This is a genomic window from Rhodovulum sp. BSW8 (genome assembly GCF_003314725.1).
In the GTDB taxonomy this organism is placed as follows: domain Bacteria; phylum Pseudomonadota; class Alphaproteobacteria; order Rhodobacterales; family Rhodobacteraceae; genus Rhodovulum; species Rhodovulum visakhapatnamense.
Genome location: NZ_QNVX01000009.1, coordinates 1 through 17,357 on the forward strand (window position 1 = coordinate 1; position 17,357 = coordinate 17,357).

Below are 17,357 nucleotides of genomic sequence, written 5' to 3' on the forward strand. Positions count from 1 at the left end.
AGCTGGTCTCCATCGCAGATGCCAGCTTGAATCATACCCTACGCACGAGCGGAATCCCTTTTGTCAACACGACCTAGAACCAAAGGACTGACCGTTCAGGACCATGCGGAACGGGCCAACGAAGTGGTTGCGGAAATCTGAACAGACGGGATAAGCGGGTTTTCCCCGCAACGGCGGCCCGATCCTGCGTAAGGACTGTGACTGCGATAGTCGGAGAACTCGCGCTGGAGCGTGAGGTCTTGTCCGGCGCGCCCGGCAGCAAGCGCTGACTGCCAACCGCATGGCCCGAACGGCCTATGCGCCGTTGAAGACCGGAACCGGGTTTCGGGCGCCCAGTCCCGCCTGACCGATACCGGGGCATCTGCTCTGAACGAAAGGCAACTGCGTCACGCCAAAGGCGTGCCTGCGGCAGGACGAGAGCATGGCAATTGGCGGAGAACTCGCGAGGGACACCCCGTTCGGACCGGAGCGCCCGAGGGCGCGCCCGCTGCATGACGCTGGAAACCATAGGGCCAATGGGCTGACGATCCCGTCATCAGCCTGCCCGCAGCGGCATGCTGATCACGCAGGCCCGCGCCGAGCATCACGCCGACGATCAGCGCCAGCCACACCCCTCAACGGGACGGCATCTGCCTTGCCGCTGCGGAAGCTGCGAAATCAGGGCGGAAGACCGCTTTCGAAAAGCCCGAAACCTGTTCGGAAGAACCGAGCCACGTTTCAGACGGCAGCTCTGGCAGCGGCGGCCCATTGCCAGGCCCCTGTCTCCGGCCTCTTGCCCCGGGTCTGGAAAACTGCCAGTGATCGCCGCGTCGGTTTCCTTCGGGAATGAAAAGGGAATCCGTGCCGACCTCGGTCGGGAAACGGAACTGCCCCCGCAACTGTAGGCGGCGAGCATCTCTCGATAGGCCACTGGGGTCACACCCGGGAAGGCGAGAGGCGCGGCGACCCGTCAGTCAGGAGACCTGCCGACGAGAGTGAAACCACGACCGGACGGGGTGTACCGGGGCGGGAAACCTTATGTGGCCGCCCTGCCGTATTCGGTTCGCGTCTCGTCCCGGATGGTCCTATCTGACGGGACGGATCGGATGAAACCGACTTTCATGATCGCCGCACTGCTGGTCGGCGCAGCCCTGCCACTGTACGCGCAGGAAACGGATTACCCCCTGACATTGACAAATTGCGGGCTCGAGGTCTCCTTCGACGCCGCCCCGGACAGCGTTGTGACCATCGGCCAGTCGGCGACCGAGATCCTGTACTCGCTTGGCCTTGCGCCGAAGGTTTCCGGAACGTCGGTCTGGTTCAATCCGGTCCTGCCGGAATACGCAGAGGTGAACGACGGGATCGAGCGGCTGGCCGATAACGATCCCAGCTTCGAGAGCGTGGTCGGCAAGAAACCCGGACTGGTCGCGGTGCAGTACGAATGGCATGTCGGCGAAAGCGGCATCGTGGCCACGCGCGGAATGTTCCACGAAGTCGGCATCCCGACCTACATCCTGCCCGCCGATTGCGACACCAAGGACAATTCCACCGGCGGCGATGGAACGCGCACCGGCGCCTTCGAGACCGCGTCCGTCTACAAGGGGATCCGCGAACTGGCGGCGATCTTCGATGTGCAGCCCGCGGGCGATGCGCTGGTCTCGGATCTGCAGGCCACCGAAAGCGCCGCGATCGCGCGCGCGGAAGAACTTGAACTGCCCGAAGATCTGTCGGCGGTGTTCTGGTTTTCTTCGGCGGATCTCGAGATCGACCCCTATGTCGCCGGGCGGCTCGGTGCGCCGGGCTACATGATGTCGAAGCTTGGGATCGAGAACGTCATCGAGTCCGATGAGGAATGGCCGACGGTGGGATGGGAAAGCATCGCCCGCGCCGATCCCGACATCATCGTCGTCGCCTCTATGGACCGCCGCCGCTTCCCGGCAGACGACGTGGAGAAGAAGCTGGAGTTCCTGCGCACCGACCCGGTCGCGAGCCAGATGACAGCCGTGCGGGACGGGCGGATCGTGCAGATGGACGCCCACGCGATGAGCGCGACGATGCGGTCGATCTACGGGTTGCAGGCGCTGTCCGAGGCGCTTTCGAAGATGTCCTTCGAATGACCATGGAGGCTGTGCCCGTGCGTGCGGTGACATGGCGCGGCCTCTGGCTTGCGCCTGTCGTTCTGGGCATGACGATCCTGGCCGGGACGGCAATCGGCGAGACCCGGTTGCCGTTCGTCACGGTGCTCAGGACGCTGGCAAACCACCTGTGGGGCGCTGGCTATCCGGTGGACGGGATCGAGGCGGGGATCATCTGGAGCTATCGCCTGCCACGCGCCGTGGTGGCGGCGTGTTGCGGCGCAGGGCTGGCGCTGACCGGCGTCGTTCTTCAGGCGCTCTTGCGCAACCCGCTGGCAGATCCCTACCTGATGGGCCTTTCGGCAGGCGCCTCGACCGGGGCGGTGCTGGTGACGGTGGCGGGCCTGGGCGGCGGCGCGATCTCGATGTCGCTTGGCGCACTGACCGGGGCGCTTCTTGCCTTCGGTTGTGTCGCGGTTCTGGCCCGAGCCGTGAGCGGGGATGTGGGAGGCGGACGCGCAACACAGGCCGCCGCCGCCCTCATCCTCGCCGGGATCGCCGGTTCGCAGCTGTTCAACGCGCTGACCGCCTTCATCATCGCCCGGTCTGCCAATGCCGAACAGGCGCGCGGCATCATGTTCTGGCTGATGGGCAACCTTTCGGGGATCAGGTGGGACGACGTGGGCGCCTGCATGGCTGTCTCTGTTGCGGGCGTCGCCCTGTGCCTGTGGCACCGGCGCGGGCTTGACGCCTTCACCTTCGGGGCAGACGGGGCCGCCTCTCTGGGGATCAACGTCCGGGCGCTGCGCGGCAGCCTCATCGCCGCGACCGCCGTCATGGTCGGGGTGCTCGTGTCGAAAGTGGGTGCCATCGGGTTTGTCGGCCTCGTCGTGCCCCATGCCATGCGGTTTCTCGTGGGCGCCCGTCACGACCGGCTGGTGCCTGCCTCGGCGCTGGCCGGGGCGGTGTTTCTGGTCGCGGCCGACGTGATCAGCCGCATTCTCGTGCCGGGCCAGGTTCTGCCCATAGGGGTGGTGACCGCGCTTGTGGGCGCCCCCGCCTTCGCGCTGATCCTGGTGCACGGAGCGCGCAAATGAAGGTCGAGCTGCGGCGCCTGTCGGCCAGGATCCACCGCGCGCCATTGCTGGAGGATATCTCGGTCCGCATCGAACGCGGGGAACTCTTCGGCCTCGTCGGCCCCAACGGATCGGGCAAATCCACGCTGATGCGCTGTCTCGCGGGGCTGCAGCGTCCGACCTCGGGCGGCATTCTGGTGGAGGATGCAGATCTTGCGCGGATGCCCGCCCGGCACCGCGCGCGGCGCATCGCCTTCGTCGAACAACAGGCCGATACGACGGACCGTCTGACCGTTCGGCAAGCGGTGGACCTGGGGCGCATCCCCTACCTGTCTGCCCTTCGGGGATGGGGGCGTTCCGATGAGGCCGCGGTCGAGGCCGCTCTGACGGCCGTGGAGATGACCGCCTTCGCCGGTCGTCTCTGGCATACCCTCTCGGGTGGCGAACGCCAGCGCGTCCACATCGCGCGCGCCCTCGCGCAGGATCCAAGGCTCCTGCTCCTCGACGAGCCGACCAACCATCTCGATATCCGGCATCAGCTCTCGCTCATGGCGCTGGTCCGGGCACTGCCCATCACCCGTGTCATCGCGCTGCACGATCTGAACCAGGCCACGGCCTGCGACCGGATCGGCGTGCTGTCCGGGGGCAGGCTTGTCGCGACGGGTCTGCCCCGCGACGTGCTGAACGAGGATCTTCTGGCCGAGGTCTTCGGCGTCGCTGCGACGCGCCATGCCGCTCCGGACGGATCGCCACGCCTTCACTTCTCTCATGCCCTCTAAAGGATCGCCCCATGCGCCTGTTCGCCGGCCTGCTTGCCCTGATTCCCCTTGCGGGACACGCCGAGACCCATGAGGTCAGAATGCTGACCCGCGGCGAGACCGGCGCCATGATCTACGAGCCCGCCTATCTCGAGATCGCGCCCGGCGATACCGTGCGCTTCCTTCCCGCGCAGCGCGGCCACAACGCGGCCTCCATTCCCGAGATGCTGCCAGAGGGTGCGGATCGCTTCATCGGCAAGATCGACGAAGAGATCGCGGTGATCTTCGAGGTCGAGGGGCGCTACGGCATCAAATGCTCGCCGCACTATGCCATGGGCATGGTGATGATCGTCGATGTGGGAGAGGTCGACGGGGCGGCGCCTCTTCCGGATGGTCTGCCAGATCGCGCCAGAGAGCGGATGTCGGACCTGCTCGGCCGATAAGGCCCGGGTTCAGGTCGGGGGCGCACCCCGAATTTGCAGCAAGACCCAATGGCCACCATCGGCTTCACCACGCCCCGGGGCGTCGCCATGGACAAAGACACCGTTCGCCGGGCCGCTGAACCTGGCGCATTCGAAAGCCGCATCTCGACCTCTTCGCCGCGGCAGTCTGCGCTCTCAGGGTCGTAAGCTGTCTATCCCGGGGCGTCCTTCGGCGCAGCGATCTGTCCCGACGATGCCGCCGATCCGGTCGACCTGCGTCTTCGGGCCGACCTTGCCCTCAACCACGCGAAGGAAACCGGGCGCGGGCAGTGCGTCGCCGCCGAGCAACACGCAGGCTTTCCGGGCAAGGGCGGCGCGAAGTGGCGCGCCTGACCTTTGCGCGCCGCTGCGATATCGATGGCGAACGGCCGTCCCTGGCCGTTTCCCACCCTGTCGCGGTCACCTGGCATTCGTGGGCATGAATTCGGCAAGGAGAAGACGCCGTCCAAGATCAGTCGTGGCCTTCGAGAACCCTTTTGAGCCCGTTCAGTCCAGTGGCGATATACGTCTCCATCGCTGCCGTGGCGGCCGCATCGCTGAATCGCTCGTCCGGTTCGTTGGTGGTATCCGCGCGGAAGAAGCTCGCTTTCCAGGTAACGCCGGATCCATTGCCCTCGGGGGCAACGCTCATGTCGTTGGTGTAGTAGCTGGCTGGAAACGCTTCGGTATTCTCGCGCGCCAGTCGCCAGCGGATCGTCCGGTCCGTCTCGTTCACATCGTCTATGCCATCGGTGACGCTGCCGCCCGAAGCGAAATGGACCAGCCGTCTGGCGCCGCGCCCTTCTCCGTCCATCTCGACCGAAGCCACCTCCGGATGCCAGGCGGGCAGTCGGCCCGGGTCCCGGATGATTTCCCAGACTGCATCGGGATCGGCCTCGATATGGACCGACGCCGACGCACGTTGGGGTGTCGGTCCATGCGCCTGAGCGGAACCGGCGAAGAGCAGCGACGCGGTTGCGGCGAGGACGAGGCGTTTCATTGGATATCTCCAGTTTGTGGGGCAGGAAAAGCGCGCGACCGCCCGTTTCGCGGAGGCAGATGTCGGGGGGCCCAGCCTGCCACAAGGGCGGCGAGGGCAAACAGGCCAAAGAGCGGAGCGAATCCGCGGCGGACCGTGACAGTTCGGGCCGGGGCATGGGCCGCCATCGCAGCGTCCAGCGCGGCAGGTCCCTCCGAAAGCCGAACGACACCCAGTCCGCAGGGCGCAGCCAGTCGGCGGAGGTGGGAGGCACGCAGGGCCGAAAGATGCTCGGTCCCGTCCAGATCGGCTTCGCCATAGGGATTGTTGCGAGGGTGAAAGCCGGGCCGCGAGGCCGCATCGGGGGGGGGCGGGCCGCGCCGCGCCGGGGCATGTTGGACGTCGGCCGGCCCATAGAATCCGGCCTCGCGGCCATCGTCGTCGAATTTCGGGATCGGGGCGGGCACGTCCCCCCCGGCACCGACGATGACGCCGCCCGGACAGTCGCCGGAAAACGTCTCGGGCCCGGAATAGGGCAGGGGCGGTGCCTCATGCCCGTCGGTGACGAAAACCAGCGGAACCCCGAAGGCGCGCGCCCGGGCAAGCCCGTGGTTCAGCCCTTTCGAGACCATGCTGTCGCCTTCCCAGGCCATGCGCCAGTCGAGCGCGGCCAGGGCACGATCAAGGCTGGCGAAATCGGCGCAGACATCGACGGGCGCGATCAGGGTCAACGTCCGCCGCTCGGTGAAGACCGCAAGCCCCGCCCGGGTGCCGCAGGGCTGCCGGGAGATCCAGTCGCGCAGGACCGCCCGCGCGGCATCAAGCCGGGACCGGCCCGCCATGTCGCGGACATTCATCGAACGGGTTATGTCGATGACGATCAGCGCATCGCGCAGATCGCGCGTGACCGGCCAGGCCGGGTTCAGCGCCGCCAGCCCCGCGAACCCCGCCGCCAGCAGGGGCGGCAGAAGGCGCCGTGGCGCGATCATGGCGCCCCCCGCGGAAGGCCCGGCAGATCGGTCCAGAGTTGGCGCGGCCGGGTCTCTGGCTCCTCGCTCTCGTCGGCGCCCGGGCGCGGCATGTCCCGGACCAGACGCATCGCGAGGTCCAGATTGACCTTGGCGTCGTAATTGCCGGGCCAGGCCGCCAGTGCCGCGCGATAGGCCTGCTTGGCCAGGGTCACTTCGGGGATCGCGTCATCGACCCGGTTGGTCTCGATCAGCTCGAAGGCAGTGCGCAGCCGTGCATTGCCGATCGAGAGGAAGGCCCCCGACCGCAGGCCCGGACCGGCCGCCGCCAGAGCGGGACCAAGCGCCTCGGCCTCGGCGATGCGGCCGCGCCAGGAAAGGAACAGCACGCGGGCATGGATCGCCTGCGACCCGGCGCCGGGGCGCGGCTCGGCATCCCGGCCTGCATGCAGCGCCCGGATCGTGGCATTGTCGCGCAGGGCGGCGGCATAGCTCAGGGCGAAATGCAGCGTCAGACCGGACAGGACCAGCGCGGCCAGCAGCAGCAAGGCGGGCAGGGCGCGTCTCATTCCGCACGCACCGGCGGCAGTGGCGTCCGCGGGGCCCAGGGGCGTTCGAGGCCTCGCGCCACGGCCAGCAGCAGCGCCGCGGCGCCCGCCACGATGAAGGCCGCGCGGGACAGGTCGCGGCGTGGCACAGCGCGGTCGGTCAGGATCGGGCGCGTCTCCATCCGGCCGATCTCTTCGACGGCACGCGCGACGGCATCCGGGCTTTCCGCCTCGAAGGCACGATAGGGCACGCCCAGCCGCTGAAGGAACAGATGCAGATGCCGTTCCGGCCGCAATTGCGGCGTGTCGGGCTTGCCGGGCCGCGGCACCTCGAACAGGCTCTTGGCGCCCTCGCTGCGCAGATAGAGCCAGTAAAGATGAACCTCCTGCCGTGCCGCCAGCCAGCGCAGCGCCTCCTGCACCTCGGGCGCGATCACCCCGGCCCCGTCCGAGACCATCAGCACCGCCCGCGATCCGGCCGCGGTGGTGCCGTCCATCATCCCGAGGGCCAGCGCGAGGCCGCGCCCGATATCGGTCTGCGACAGCCCCGGTTCGTCCAGCGCGGCGATGGCCGCGGTCTGTGCGCTGCGGCTTCGGGTCAGGGGCAGCATGGGCAGCGGCGCGGTCGAGAAGGCGGCGATGCCGGTGCGGTCGTCCGGCCGCTTGCCGATGAAATCCAGCAGGATGCGGCGGGCGGCATCGGACTTGCTTTCCTCGGTGCCATCCGGGGCGCGGCCGGCGAAGGTCTCGTCCATGCTGGAGGAGCGGTCGATCAGCAGCACCAGATTGGTGCCGCTGCCCCGGTGCGGTACGGTCCCGCCCTTCAGATGCAGCCCCGCGATGCCGAGAACCAGCGCCGCCACCGCCACCATGCCAAGCCCGGTCAACAGCGGATCTGCAACGGCCGAGCGCCCGTCCGGCGGGCGCAGGTCCAGCCGCGGCAGGCGCGAATGGCGCAGCCATGGCGTGGCAAGCGGCAGCAATGCCAGCGGCAGCAGCGCCAGCGCCAGGGGGGCCGAGACCCCGATCACCGCCGACCCCTTTCGATCCCCGAGAGAACCCGGGCAAGATCCCGCATCCCGGCCGTTTCCGGGCCGGTGCCGCCGCGCCCGAAATGGCGCGCGTCCGAGGCCGCGAAGAAGGTCGCAAGGCGGTCCTGCACCGGGCGGAACTCGGGTCTCTGTACGATAAAGCGGTCCAGCTCGGCGCCGATCAGCACCCGCCCGAAGGTGGCGTCGAGCGCGCGATGCAGGACCCGGGCCGCCTCGTCCGGCGCGGCGCCCCGCATTCGCGAAAGCTGCCGCGCGGCGCGGGTCAGCGGGCGCGCGGGGCGGCGGTGGAAGGGCCACAGCCCCTGATGGAACGCCAGTGCTGCCGCCACCGACAGCAGCCCTGCCCCCGAAAGGACGAGACCCAGCCGGGACGGCCCCGGATCGACCAGCCGGAAATCGGGATCGGGACGCATCTGGTCCTGGGTCGAGGGCGCCCGGATCGGCCGGATCGGCGCGGTCACGAAGGCAAAGCCCGGCAAGTCGCGCAGGCTGCCGTCGCTCAGCCGGACCGGTTGGGCCGGCACCTCGCGCCGGCTGGGTTCGAGGGCGCTGTAGAAATTCTGCCAGACCAGCGTGATCCTTGCCGTCCCGGCGGTTTCGTGCGCCTCAACCCGCACCAGATCCAGCCAGTAGGCCACGCCACGCGGCCGGGGCAGAGAGGCGGGGTCGAGGCTGACGCCCTCGGGCAGATCGAGCGTCACGGTCTGAACGAGCTGGTCGCCCAGCCACCAGCCGTATTCCCGCGGGGGGCCGTCCGGCGCAGCCCGCGCCCCCGCCGACAGCGCCAGAAAGGCGAGCACCAGCCGGATCACAACGCCACCTCGGAAAGCGCCGCGGCGAGATCGGACACGCTGATCTGATCGCGGATCTCGACCGGGGACAGGCCGAATTCGGCAAGGACCCCGCGCAGTTCCCGGCGCCGCCCGGCCGCCTCTCGGGCCTGACGGTCCGCCCAGGCCCGCGACGTCACGGCAATCCGCCGCCGCCCGGTTTCGGGGTCGCGGATCGCCGCCAGGCCCACCTGTCCCGGGGGCGCCTCGAGCCCGGTATCGCGCAGCCAGAACGGCAGCACGGGGCGGGGTTCGAGCGCGGCCAGAAAGCCGCGCAGCTCGTCCGGGGCATGGTCGAAATCCGAGATCACCGCGACCAGAACCCGGTCCCCGGGGATTTCGCGGGCGGCCTCTTCCAGCCCCGCTGTGCCGCAGCCATCGGGGCGCAGGTCGGCCAGTGCGGCGGCCAGTGCGGCGGCCAGTGCCGCGGCCTGTCCGGCCTGCCGTCCCGGCGGGACCGAAAGCAGCCGGTCCTGCCCGGCCATCGCGGTCAGCGCGAAACGGTCGCGGCCGCGCCAGGCGGCCTGGGCGAGGCCCGCGGCCAGAAGCGCTGCCACTCCCGGGCGGTCCGACCGCGCCCCTGCGCCAAGCGAGGCCGAGGCATCCAGCAGCACCCACAGGGTCAGGTCCACCCGGGACTGGAACCGCCGCACCTGCAGCGTTCCCATGGGATCGGTCAGGGTCCGCCGCAGGTCCAGACGCCGCGGGTCGGGATGGGCCAGGAAGGGCGCGGTATCGGCGAAGCTTCCGCCCGCGCCGCGCATCCGTGCGGGATGGTCTCCGGTCCTCAGGCCAGGCAGGGCCCGCGCCAGCCGCCAGGCCAGCAGATCGAAGAGCGGCAGCACCTCGGGGCTGGATCTCATGCGGCTGGCACCGGCACGGCATCGAAAGCGGCGCCGATCAGGGCGGGGATCAGGCGCGCGCGGCGCGGCTCGTTCGCGGGGGTCAGGAAGGTGCGATGGGCCATCACCGGGCCGAACACCTCGCGCACGTCCTGTGGCAGCACGGCGTCCCGCCCCCCGGCCCAGGCGGCGGCGCGGGCGGCGCGCACCAGCGCCTGCATCCCGCGCGGGCTGACCCCGCCATGGACCAGCCGCGCCGGATCGGCGCCCTCGATCTTCAGCCCGGCGGCGGCCGGATCGCGCAGCGCCTCGCAAAGATCGTGGACATAGCGCTTGAGCGTGTCGCTGGCATGCACCTCCTCCTGGATCGCGACGGCCAGATCGTTCAGGGCCCGGAACGGCAGCAGCCCCTCGGGCAGGGTGGCGATCAGCTGGCCGGTGTCGTGAAACCGGGTCTCGAAAGCCAGTGCCATGCGGTCCCCGGCATCCGCCGGAGCATTCACCTCGATCTCCATCATGAAGCGGTCGCGGGCGGCGGCGGGCAGCTCGAAAGTCTCGTCCCGCTCGATCCGGTTGCGGTCGGCGAAGACCTGAAGATGGGGGAAATCGACCTGCCTGCGGAACGCCGTCAGGCTGCGTTCGGCCATCAGCCGCAGCAACAGAGCATGAACCTGCGGCCGCGCCCGGTTGATTTCGTTGAAGAAGAAGACCGAGAGGTCGCCGCCCTCGGACAGCACCGGTCCGGGTTCGATCCGCGGGCGGCCGTCCTCGTCGATATGGGCGGTGTAGAGCAGATCCGCGGGCAGCAGATCGACGGTGCCCTCGATCCGGGCATAGGGGCCGCCGATCACCCGGGCCACGGCGCGCAGCAGCGTCGTCTTGCCGGTGCCGACATCGCCCGCCAGCATGACATGGCCGCGGCAGAGCACCGACAGAAGGATCAGCCGGACCGCCTCCTCCTGGCCGAGAACGGTTCCGTTCAGGGCGGCTCCGGCCTCGGCGAACCGGCTGCGCCAGTCCCGCATGCCGGAGGGCATGTGGTCGCTGTCTTTCAGCATCCCCGCGGCCTCGAAAAGGGCGCTGCGCATGGGCGGAGTTGAAATGCCCGCGGGAGAACCAACTTGCGGGCTCCCATGCGCAGCGCCACCCCGGGGCTCACTCTGCCGGAGGTTGGGCGGACTCGTCATAGCCCGGGATCTTCCTGACATTGTATTCGAAGCTGCCCGTGGTCCGGAAATGGTGGACGCGCCAGGCGTTGCGCTGTTCCATTGCCGCTATCGCTTCGCCCTGCCGGGACAGTTCGGCAGGGTCGTGCTGCGGGTCGTATTTCGACCCGGCGACCTTGTCGGGATAGCCCGGCTTGGGTTCCCAGCAATTCCCCGGCGCCTTGCAGTTGGTGCCGTCATAGGCGAAGGCCGGGGCTGCCAGAAAGAGGGCGGCCGTGGCCAGGGCGATGGGTCCGATCGGTTTCATCATTTCCTCCCTTGGTTGTTCGAATTGCCGTCTTGCGATCGGCCGGAATGGCGTCAGAGACCGCCGTCCTCCCGGGTGCCGGGGTCGAAGGGCGTGAAGCTCGCGCGCTTGTCGCTGGTCAGCCAGAACGCCGTCTCGGGCGCCCCGGTATAAAGGTGCCGGACCCAGGCCATGACGCGCAGCATCTCGTCGAGCGTCAGCTTGCCCCACATCGGCCCCATCTGCCCCGTCGCCCCGCCGAAAAGCGTCGAGAACAAACCGACATCCTCTTCGTTGCGGGGATAGGTCCAGTAATCGTCGTTCAGCCCCGGTCCGATCTTGCCCTCGCCGTAATGGCCGTGGCAGCCCGAGCACATGCTGGCAAAGAGGCTTTCCGCGTCGGGCAGGATGTCGGGGTCCTCGTTGTAGATGTTGATCCCGGTTTCCATGAAGGTCTGGACCGCTTCGGTCTCGCGGCCTTCCTCCATCGCCAGGTCGAAATCGAGCGGTGTGCCCTCGACCGTGTGGTAGAAACGCGGGGCCGGAAAGGCTGCGAGAGCGGTCGCGGTACAGAGGACTGCGGCGAAAAGCGGAACGGACGGTCTCATGACGGGTCTCTCAACTGAGCGGTACGGTGGGAATGCCTTCGGCGTCCAGGACGGCCTTGATCCGGTCCCGGCCCGATTTCAGCGCCGCCTCGATCACGGCCAGAAGCTCGGGATGGTCCTTCGAGACCCCGACGGACTGGGCATATTGCAGCGGGATGATCTCGCCGTCCGACCGTTCGATGTCGTTCGAGATCAGGGTCATCGTCAGCGGCGTACGGGAATCGCGGACATAGCGGGCGGCCTCGGGGGCAAAGAGGATGCCGATATCGGCGGTGCCTGCCGCGACCTCGTCGACCACCCGCTTGGCCGGGACCTGGGTATAGCGGTTGCGCCGGTCCTCGAAGTCGATCAGCGACGCCTGGTAGATGAGGTTGTATTCGTAGCGTCCGGTATATTTCAGGATCGTTTCAGCCGGGCCGTAATAGCGGTAGGCAAAGGTGGTGAGGCCCTCGCGGTCGATGTCCTGCCACCTGCTGCCGTCGAAACCGCGATCCTGGCGCGAGACATAGGCATAGCCGGACTTGTAGTAGGGTTCCGTCGTCAGAAGCCGCTCGTCGCCCGCGTCGACGCCGACGATCACGTCGCAAAGTCCGGTCTCGATCCCGTCGCGCACGAGGAAGATCGCGTCCTTGTCGACCGTCACCAGGTCCAGAGCGAGCCCGGCCTCGTCAGCGATGATCCGGGCGATCTGGTTTTCGAAGCCGTCGAGCTGCCGATCCGAAAAGGGGGCATCCCTGGTCGAGGCGCAGACGCGCAGGGTGTCGCCGGCCTCCTGGGCCGTGGCCGCCACGGGAAGGGCGGCGGCAAGCACGCTGCCGAACGCGCCGATGGCAAGAATCCGTTTCATCTTGTCCTCCTTCCGTTCCTAGGTTTGTTGGGTTTTCTGGGGGGATGTCAGGTCAGGCACGGGGTGCGTCCCATGCCCGAGCTGTCGTCTCAGATGTCCTCGCCGACGGCGTATTCGCCGACATTCGGATCGGAATAGGGGTTCTCGCCATCGAGCGAGAAGACCATCAGCCCGCCGCCCATCTGGGTGAATTCCTGCAACCGCCGGAACGCGCCCACCGAGCCCAGACCCGCGGTCGGGTCTGCCAGATCGAAGACCAGACCCACGCCCGGCCAGCCGCCGACGCCATAGTTGATGGCCACGTATTGCCGACCGTCATGGCGGTAGGTCATCGGATGGCCGATCACGCCCGAGGGCAGCTTGAACTTCCACAGAAGCTCGCCGGTATCGCTGTCGCGTGCCTTGATGAAGCCGTCGAGCGTGCCGTAGAAGGTCAGCCCGCCCGCAGTCGCCATGGTGCCGCCCCAGACCGAGAAGCGCTCCATCGCCTCCCATTTCATCTCGCCGGTGATGGCGTCATAGGCCTTGACCTGGCCCAGCCCCAGCCCGTTCTGCCGGTCGCCCTTGGGCCCGGGATACATGCTGAGCGTGGCGCCCACGAAGAACTGCCCCGCCCGGTAGGGCAGCATGAAGGGCTCCCAGTCCATGCAGATATGGTTGATCCCCAGCATGAAGAGCTTGCGTTCCGGGTCGTAGCTGTCATGGCCCTGGTTGTGATAGCCCATGGCCGAGGGGCAGATGTCGCGGGCATTGTGATCCATCCGCGTGCCGAATTCGGGATCGCGCACCGGCAGGCCGGTATCGAGCTGCACCTCGCGCACCCAGTTCACGGTGTCGTCCATCTTGTCGGCCGAGATCAGGTCGCCATTGGTGCGGTCCAGCGTGTAGACGATGCCGTTGCGGTCCGGATGGGTCAGCAGCTTGCGCATGTTGCCCTCCTTGTCCGGCTGTTCGGACAGCATCATCACGTTGACGCCCGCGTAGTCCCATTCGTCATGGGGCGTCTTCTGATAGGCGAATTTCGCCAGCCCCGTATCGGCGTCGCGGCCCCAGATCGCCATCGTCCACTTGTTGTCGCCCGGGCGCATGGTCTCGTTCCAGGGCGCCGGGTTGCCCGAGCCGTAATAGAAAAGCTCCTCGTCCGGGTCGTAGGCGTACCAGCCCCAGTTGGTGCCGCCGCCGATCTTCCAGGCGTCGCCCTCCCAGGTCTCGGTGCCGAGGTTCCATTGCCCGTAATGGGGGTTCGGGGCGTTGAAATCCTCGGCCAGAAGGATGTCCTCGTCCGGGCCGGTGGCATAGGCGCGCCAGCGGCTCTCGCCGGTCTTGACGTCATAGGCGGTCACATAGCCGCGCACGCCCAGCTCGGCCCCCGACGATCCCACCAGCACCATGTCCTTGATGACATAGGGCGCGATGGTCAGGGTGGCGCCGACCGCGATATCGGCGTTTTCCATCACCCAGCGGGTCTCGCCGGTCTCGGCATCGAGCGCGGCGATATGGCCGTCAAGCTGAGTGCGGAAGATCAGCGGCCCGACCTCGTCGTCGCCGGGCCAGTAGGCCAGCCCGCGATTGACCACGTCGCAGCAGGCGACGGTTCGCGCGGTCGGGTCCTGCTTGGGCTTGTTCTGCCAGACGATCCGCCCCGGTTCGTTCAGGTCCAGCGCGAAGACCGTGTTGGGATAGGGCGAATGCACGTACATACGGTCGCCGATCACCAGCGGCGTGCCTTCGTGCCCGTGCAGCACACCGGTCGAGAAGGACCAGGCCGGGCGCAGGCGCGCCACCGTGTCCTTGTTGATGTCGGTCATCTCCGAATAGTTCTGTTCGCTGTAGTCGCGCCCGGTCATCACCCAGTTCGCGGGATCCTTGGCAAGCTCCACGAGCTTTTCATTCGCCCTGGCCGGGGCGGCCGCCAGCAGGGTCGTGCCCAGCACCGCGGCAATGGCCAGACCTGACGTGCGTCCCTGGCATCGATTGATGCAGATCATGGTTTTCCTCCCTCTCGCGGCAATGCTCTGACGTTGCCGCTTGCTTATTTCGGACGGTTATCGGGCATCCTCTGCCGCTGTCTTTTCCGGGGCGGCCTCCTCCTGCCGCACCGGCTGCAGAGAGATTTGAGCACCAGTCCACGGGCCTTGTCTTTGGGTGGTTTTCCCAAAACTCCACGGGACATTTTCCCCGGATTCACGCCCTTCGGCCGACGCGATACAGACCAAGGTCTGACAACCTAGACCTTGTGCTTAAGCCGTTGAGCTTGCCCCATTCCCAGCGAAGGCCCTACCGTTCCCGGGAACGAAGGCCGGGAACGAATCTGCTTTCGGCACGGGAGGACCAATGCAACGCTCTTGCCTGAGCCGCGGCGGCCGGGCGCTGTCCTTGGCTTTAACGCTTTCGCTCGGGCTGGCGGGCTGCAAGGAAGAGGAGGACGGGGGCGGAACCCTCGCCTCACCGTCAAGGGATGCCGGGTCCGGCGTGACGGAGGCCCCGGGATTGTGGCTCGCGGCAGGCGACGCCGAGGACCCTGCGGCGTTTCTGGCCCGCGTCACGGGCAGCGATCCCGGTCGCGTTGCCGCCAGCTTTCCAGCTGTCGCGGCGCGGTATCGCGAGAGCCCGCGCATGATCGCGAACCGTGTGGTGCAAGTGTGGCACGAGGCGCCGCGCACCGACCTGCCTTCCCTTCTTCTTCGTCTGGCAGCGGGCGCCGGTGAAAAGGACAGGCGCGCCAGCATCGGGCCGCTGGTTCAGCGATACCGGGTTCTTCGCGACCGTGGCCTGCCCCACGAGGAGGCGCTGACCGAAGCTCTTGAGCATCTGCGCAGATGACAGGCGCATCCGGCACGGACGCGCCTGCCCAAGTGGCGTCAAGGCGGCAAGTGCCGATCGGGCGGCTCGTGCCCGCTGTGTCCATCCTCGCGGCGGCCGCGCTTTGCGTCGGTGTGGCCGGGGCCCTGATCTTGAATGCGCGCCAGGCTGTCCGCGAGGAAACCGGCTCGGCCTTCGAACTGGCCCGCGCGGCGGCGGTCCTGCGATTGCCGTCGGGCTATGGGGGCGGGGATCCGGTCGATCAGGCGCGCGAGCTGGCCGAAGAGATCGACGCCCGCCGCCACGTCGCCGCCACGTTCGAGGAGATCTCGGGCCAGGCGGCCGTCCGGACCGAAGGAAGCCGGGCCTCCGACGGAACCGCTCCGCGCTGGTTTGCGGCGCTGATGCGCCCCCCCGGTCACAGCGACCGCTTCCTGGTCGCCCGCTATCCGAACGTGCTGGGGGCGTTGACGGTCACGACCGACCCATCGGACGAGATCGCCGAGGTCTGGGAGGATTTCCGCATCCTTCTGCCCATCCTCGCCTGCACCGGATTTGGCATGGGCCTGCTCAGCGTCGGGCTGACCCGGTTCGTGCTGCGGCAATTGGAGGCGGTGCTGGTCGCTATCGGAGAAATGCGCGCGGGCCGGCTGGAGTTGCGCGCCCCCGAAGGACCCTTGTCCGAGCTTGCGGCGCTGGCCGAAGGCGTGAACGCCCTGGCCAGCCACCTGCAGACAGAGCGGCGCGAGAACGCCCTGCTTCAAAGCCGGCTCATGACCATGGCGGAGGCCGAGCGTGCCCGGATCGCCTCGGACCTGCATGACGAGATGGGCCCCGAGCTTTTTGCCCTGAACGCGGCCGCTGGCGAGGTCGAACATCACCTTGGCGCAGTGCCAGAGGCTTTCGCCGCGCCGCTGCGCGATGCGGTCGGTGCCGTCATGCGCCATACCGCCGCGGTCCAGAAAAGCGCGCGGGCCGCGATCAACGATCTCAGGCCGATGATTGCGGGCGAGGCGACCCTTTTCGATCTGCTGGCGGATCTGGCGGCGGGCTTCAACGACACCGCCCCCGGCACCGAATTCGTGCTGTCCGCCGATCCGGAGGCCCGCGCCGACGAAATGGCCGAGCTTTCGATCTATCGCTTCGTGCGCGAAAGCGTCCTGAACAGTCTCCGCCATGGCCAGCCCTCCAGGGTCGAGATCGGTCTTTGGCGTGAAAAGCGCGCCCTGACCGCACGGGTCGCCGACAATGGGACAGGGTTGCGGGAGGCAAGCCCCGACCCCGGGCTCGGCATCGCCGGAATGCGGGATCGCGCGCTGGCTCTTGGTGCGGAATATCTGCCCCCCGCGCGGCTTGAAGGATGGACCGTCACCGAATTGAGGATGCCCGTATCATGAGCCTCGCACAGGACATGCCGCCTGCCCGCCAGGACCTGAAAGTGCTGATCGTCGACGATCACCCGGTGGTGGCCGAAGGCTGGGGCCGGATCGTGCGCGGCCGGATGCCCTGCGAGATCCTCTGTGCCGCCACCGCGCTTGAGGGGTGGCGTCTGTGGCGCAGCGAGCGGCCGGGCCTGGTGGTCGTGGACCTGACGCTGGGTGAGGGAAAGACCGCCGGCCTGAAGCTGATCGAACGGCTGAGGCGCGCCGACCGTCGGCTGCCGATCCTCGTCTTCACCATGCATACCAGCGCCGTCCTTGCCCGCCGCGCGCTGAATTCCGGTGCGCACGGGATCATCAACAAGGATTCGCCGCCGCGGGATATCTGCTTCGCCTTCGAGGAGGTTGCGGCCGGTCGTCACCATGTGGGCGCGCATTTCGCCCGCAAGATTGCACTGATGGAAGTGACGGGCGGCGGCGCACGGGTTCATTTGACGGGGCGCGAGGAAGAAATCCTTGGTCTGATCGCAGAGGGTCTTTCTTATCGTGAAATCGCATCGCGGGCCTGCATCAGCTACAAGACGGTTTCGAATGTCAGCCTGATCCTGAAGTCGAAGCTCGGCGCGTCGAGCCTTGGCGACCTCGTCGTGAAGGCGATCCGCTATTTCGAGGGGGCCTGACCCGGATCTGCGCGGCTTTCG

General features: G+C 67.9%; 18 protein-coding genes and 1 riboswitch. Of the genes, 7 read left to right on the top strand and 11 right to left on the bottom strand.

Annotated features, from left to right (window positions below):
* Positions 1–793 precede the first annotated feature (793 nt).
* Positions 794–985, top strand: a riboswitch (cobalamin riboswitch).
* A 115-nt stretch (positions 986–1,100) separates the two neighbouring features.
* From DSD19_RS22035 to DSD19_RS06780, 4 genes are read left to right on the top strand one after another with little or no spacing between them, the layout of a single operon-like run.
* Positions 1,101–2,096, top strand: coding sequence for an ABC transporter substrate-binding protein (locus tag DSD19_RS22035; RefSeq protein WP_207802427.1), 996 nt, complete (start codon positions 1,101–1,103; stop codon positions 2,094–2,096).
* Positions 2,097–2,098: 2 nt separating this feature from the next.
* The gene (locus DSD19_RS06770; protein WP_207802428.1) at positions 2,099–3,151 is read left to right on the top strand and encodes an iron ABC transporter permease; all 1,053 of its coding nucleotides are present in this window, start codon (positions 2,099–2,101) and stop codon (positions 3,149–3,151) included.
* Positions 3,148–3,909, top strand: coding sequence for an ABC transporter ATP-binding protein (locus DSD19_RS06775; RefSeq protein WP_075787718.1), 762 nt, complete (start codon positions 3,148–3,150; stop codon positions 3,907–3,909). Before DSD19_RS06770 ends, DSD19_RS06775 begins: the two co-directional genes overlap by 4 nt.
* An 11-nt stretch (positions 3,910–3,920) precedes the next feature.
* Complete coding sequence (locus DSD19_RS06780) at positions 3,921–4,331, top strand: pseudoazurin (protein ID WP_075787717.1); 411 nt, start codon at positions 3,921–3,923, stop codon at positions 4,329–4,331.
* 490 nt (positions 4,332–4,821) lie between these two features.
* Here DSD19_RS06780 and DSD19_RS06785 read toward each other — a convergent pair whose 3' ends face one another.
* The 11 genes from DSD19_RS06785 to DSD19_RS06835 all read right to left on the bottom strand — a co-directional run bounded on the left by DSD19_RS06785 (position 4,822) and on the right by DSD19_RS06835 (position 14,463).
* Positions 4,822–5,349, bottom strand: a complete 528-nt coding sequence (locus tag DSD19_RS06785) for an SRPBCC family protein (RefSeq protein WP_113669034.1) — start codon at positions 5,347–5,349, stop codon at positions 4,822–4,824.
* The gene (locus DSD19_RS06790) at positions 5,346–6,317 is read right to left on the bottom strand and encodes a VWA domain-containing protein (RefSeq protein ID WP_113669035.1); all 972 of its coding nucleotides are present in this window, start codon (positions 6,315–6,317) and stop codon (positions 5,346–5,348) included. Before DSD19_RS06790 ends, DSD19_RS06785 begins: the two co-directional genes overlap by 4 nt.
* A complete protein-coding gene (locus DSD19_RS06795; RefSeq protein ID WP_113669036.1) occupies positions 6,314–6,865 on the bottom strand; it encodes a hypothetical protein in 552 nt (183 codons plus the stop codon). The genes DSD19_RS06790 and DSD19_RS06795 overlap by 4 nt, the downstream gene beginning before the upstream one ends.
* Entirely contained in the window at positions 6,862–7,875 is a 1,014-nt protein-coding gene (locus DSD19_RS06800) for a VWA domain-containing protein (protein ID WP_113669037.1), read from the bottom strand. The genes DSD19_RS06795 and DSD19_RS06800 overlap by 4 nt, the downstream gene beginning before the upstream one ends.
* Complete coding sequence (locus tag DSD19_RS06805) at positions 7,872–8,708, bottom strand: nonribosomal peptide synthetase MxaA (protein WP_243627769.1); 837 nt, start codon at positions 8,706–8,708, stop codon at positions 7,872–7,874. Before DSD19_RS06805 ends, DSD19_RS06800 begins: the two co-directional genes overlap by 4 nt.
* Positions 8,705–9,589, bottom strand: a complete 885-nt coding sequence (locus tag DSD19_RS06810; RefSeq protein ID WP_113669038.1) for a hypothetical protein — start codon at positions 9,587–9,589, stop codon at positions 8,705–8,707. The genes DSD19_RS06805 and DSD19_RS06810 overlap by 4 nt, the downstream gene beginning before the upstream one ends.
* On the bottom strand, positions 9,586–10,605 hold the full coding sequence (locus tag DSD19_RS06815) for a MoxR family ATPase (protein ID WP_113669097.1): 1,020 nt from the start codon (positions 10,603–10,605) through the stop codon (positions 9,586–9,588). Before DSD19_RS06815 ends, DSD19_RS06810 begins: the two co-directional genes overlap by 4 nt.
* Before the next feature lie 118 nt (positions 10,606–10,723).
* Positions 10,724–11,041, bottom strand: a complete 318-nt coding sequence (locus DSD19_RS06820; protein ID WP_075787711.1) for a methanol dehydrogenase — start codon at positions 11,039–11,041, stop codon at positions 10,724–10,726.
* A gap of 53 nt (positions 11,042–11,094) precedes the next feature.
* Positions 11,095–11,628 (bottom strand): cytochrome c(L), periplasmic, encoded by a 534-nt coding sequence (gene moxG / locus DSD19_RS06825; protein WP_113669039.1) that lies wholly within the window; start codon positions 11,626–11,628, stop codon positions 11,095–11,097.
* Positions 11,629–11,638: 10 nt separating this feature from the next.
* Positions 11,639–12,475, bottom strand: a complete 837-nt coding sequence (gene moxJ / locus DSD19_RS06830) for a methanol oxidation system protein MoxJ (protein ID WP_113669040.1) — start codon at positions 12,473–12,475, stop codon at positions 11,639–11,641.
* An 89-nt stretch (positions 12,476–12,564) separates the two neighbouring features.
* On the bottom strand, positions 12,565–14,463 hold the full coding sequence (locus tag DSD19_RS06835) for a methanol/ethanol family PQQ-dependent dehydrogenase (protein ID WP_113669041.1): 1,899 nt from the start codon (positions 14,461–14,463) through the stop codon (positions 12,565–12,567).
* Between the two features lie 346 nt (positions 14,464–14,809).
* Between DSD19_RS06835 and DSD19_RS06840 the strand changes: the two genes are divergently transcribed.
* The 3 genes from DSD19_RS06840 (at position 14,810) to DSD19_RS06850 (ending at position 17,336) form a co-directional block, all read left to right on the top strand.
* Positions 14,810–15,298: a hypothetical protein gene (locus DSD19_RS06840; RefSeq protein WP_113669042.1), complete on the top strand. Its 489-nt coding sequence runs from the start codon at positions 14,810–14,812 to the stop codon at positions 15,296–15,298.
* 68 nt (positions 15,299–15,366) lie between these two features.
* On the top strand, positions 15,367–16,674 hold the full coding sequence (locus DSD19_RS06845; protein WP_243627771.1) for a LapD/MoxY N-terminal periplasmic domain-containing protein: 1,308 nt from the start codon (positions 15,367–15,369) through the stop codon (positions 16,672–16,674).
* Positions 16,675–16,715: 41 nt separating this feature from the next.
* Complete coding sequence (locus tag DSD19_RS06850; RefSeq protein ID WP_243627777.1) at positions 16,716–17,336, top strand: response regulator transcription factor; 621 nt, start codon at positions 16,716–16,718, stop codon at positions 17,334–17,336.
* Positions 17,337–17,357: the final 21 nt, after the last annotated feature.

Excerpts from the sequence above, each read along its gene's own strand:
- DSD19_RS06835 (WP_113669041.1), bottom strand. The coding sequence starts at position 14,463 with ATGATCTGCATCAATCGATGCCAGGGACGCACGTCAGGTCTGGCCATT.
- DSD19_RS06770 (WP_207802428.1), top strand. The coding sequence starts at position 2,099 with ATGGAGGCTGTGCCCGTGCGTGCGGTGACATGGCGCGGCCTCTGGCTT.
- DSD19_RS06840 (WP_113669042.1), top strand. The coding sequence starts at position 14,810 with ATGCAACGCTCTTGCCTGAGCCGCGGCGGCCGGGCGCTGTCCTTGGCT.
- moxG (WP_113669039.1), bottom strand. The coding sequence starts at position 11,628 with ATGAGACCGTCCGTTCCGCTTTTCGCCGCAGTCCTCTGTACCGCGACC.
- DSD19_RS06790 (WP_113669035.1), bottom strand. The coding sequence starts at position 6,317 with ATGATCGCGCCACGGCGCCTTCTGCCGCCCCTGCTGGCGGCGGGGTTC.
- moxJ (WP_113669040.1), bottom strand. The coding sequence starts at position 12,475 with ATGAAACGGATTCTTGCCATCGGCGCGTTCGGCAGCGTGCTTGCCGCC.
- DSD19_RS22035 (WP_207802427.1), top strand. The coding sequence starts at position 1,101 with ATGATCGCCGCACTGCTGGTCGGCGCAGCCCTGCCACTGTACGCGCAG.
- DSD19_RS06780 (WP_075787717.1), top strand. The coding sequence starts at position 3,921 with ATGCGCCTGTTCGCCGGCCTGCTTGCCCTGATTCCCCTTGCGGGACAC.
- DSD19_RS06815 (WP_113669097.1), bottom strand. The coding sequence starts at position 10,605 with ATGCCCTCCGGCATGCGGGACTGGCGCAGCCGGTTCGCCGAGGCCGGA.
- DSD19_RS06810 (WP_113669038.1), bottom strand. The coding sequence starts at position 9,589 with ATGAGATCCAGCCCCGAGGTGCTGCCGCTCTTCGATCTGCTGGCCTGG.
- DSD19_RS06775 (WP_075787718.1), top strand. The coding sequence starts at position 3,148 with ATGAAGGTCGAGCTGCGGCGCCTGTCGGCCAGGATCCACCGCGCGCCA.
- DSD19_RS06785 (WP_113669034.1), bottom strand. The coding sequence starts at position 5,349 with ATGAAACGCCTCGTCCTCGCCGCAACCGCGTCGCTGCTCTTCGCCGGT.
- DSD19_RS06820 (WP_075787711.1), bottom strand. The coding sequence starts at position 11,041 with ATGAAACCGATCGGACCCATCGCCCTGGCCACGGCCGCCCTCTTTCTG.
- DSD19_RS06795 (WP_113669036.1), bottom strand. The coding sequence starts at position 6,865 with ATGAGACGCGCCCTGCCCGCCTTGCTGCTGCTGGCCGCGCTGGTCCTG.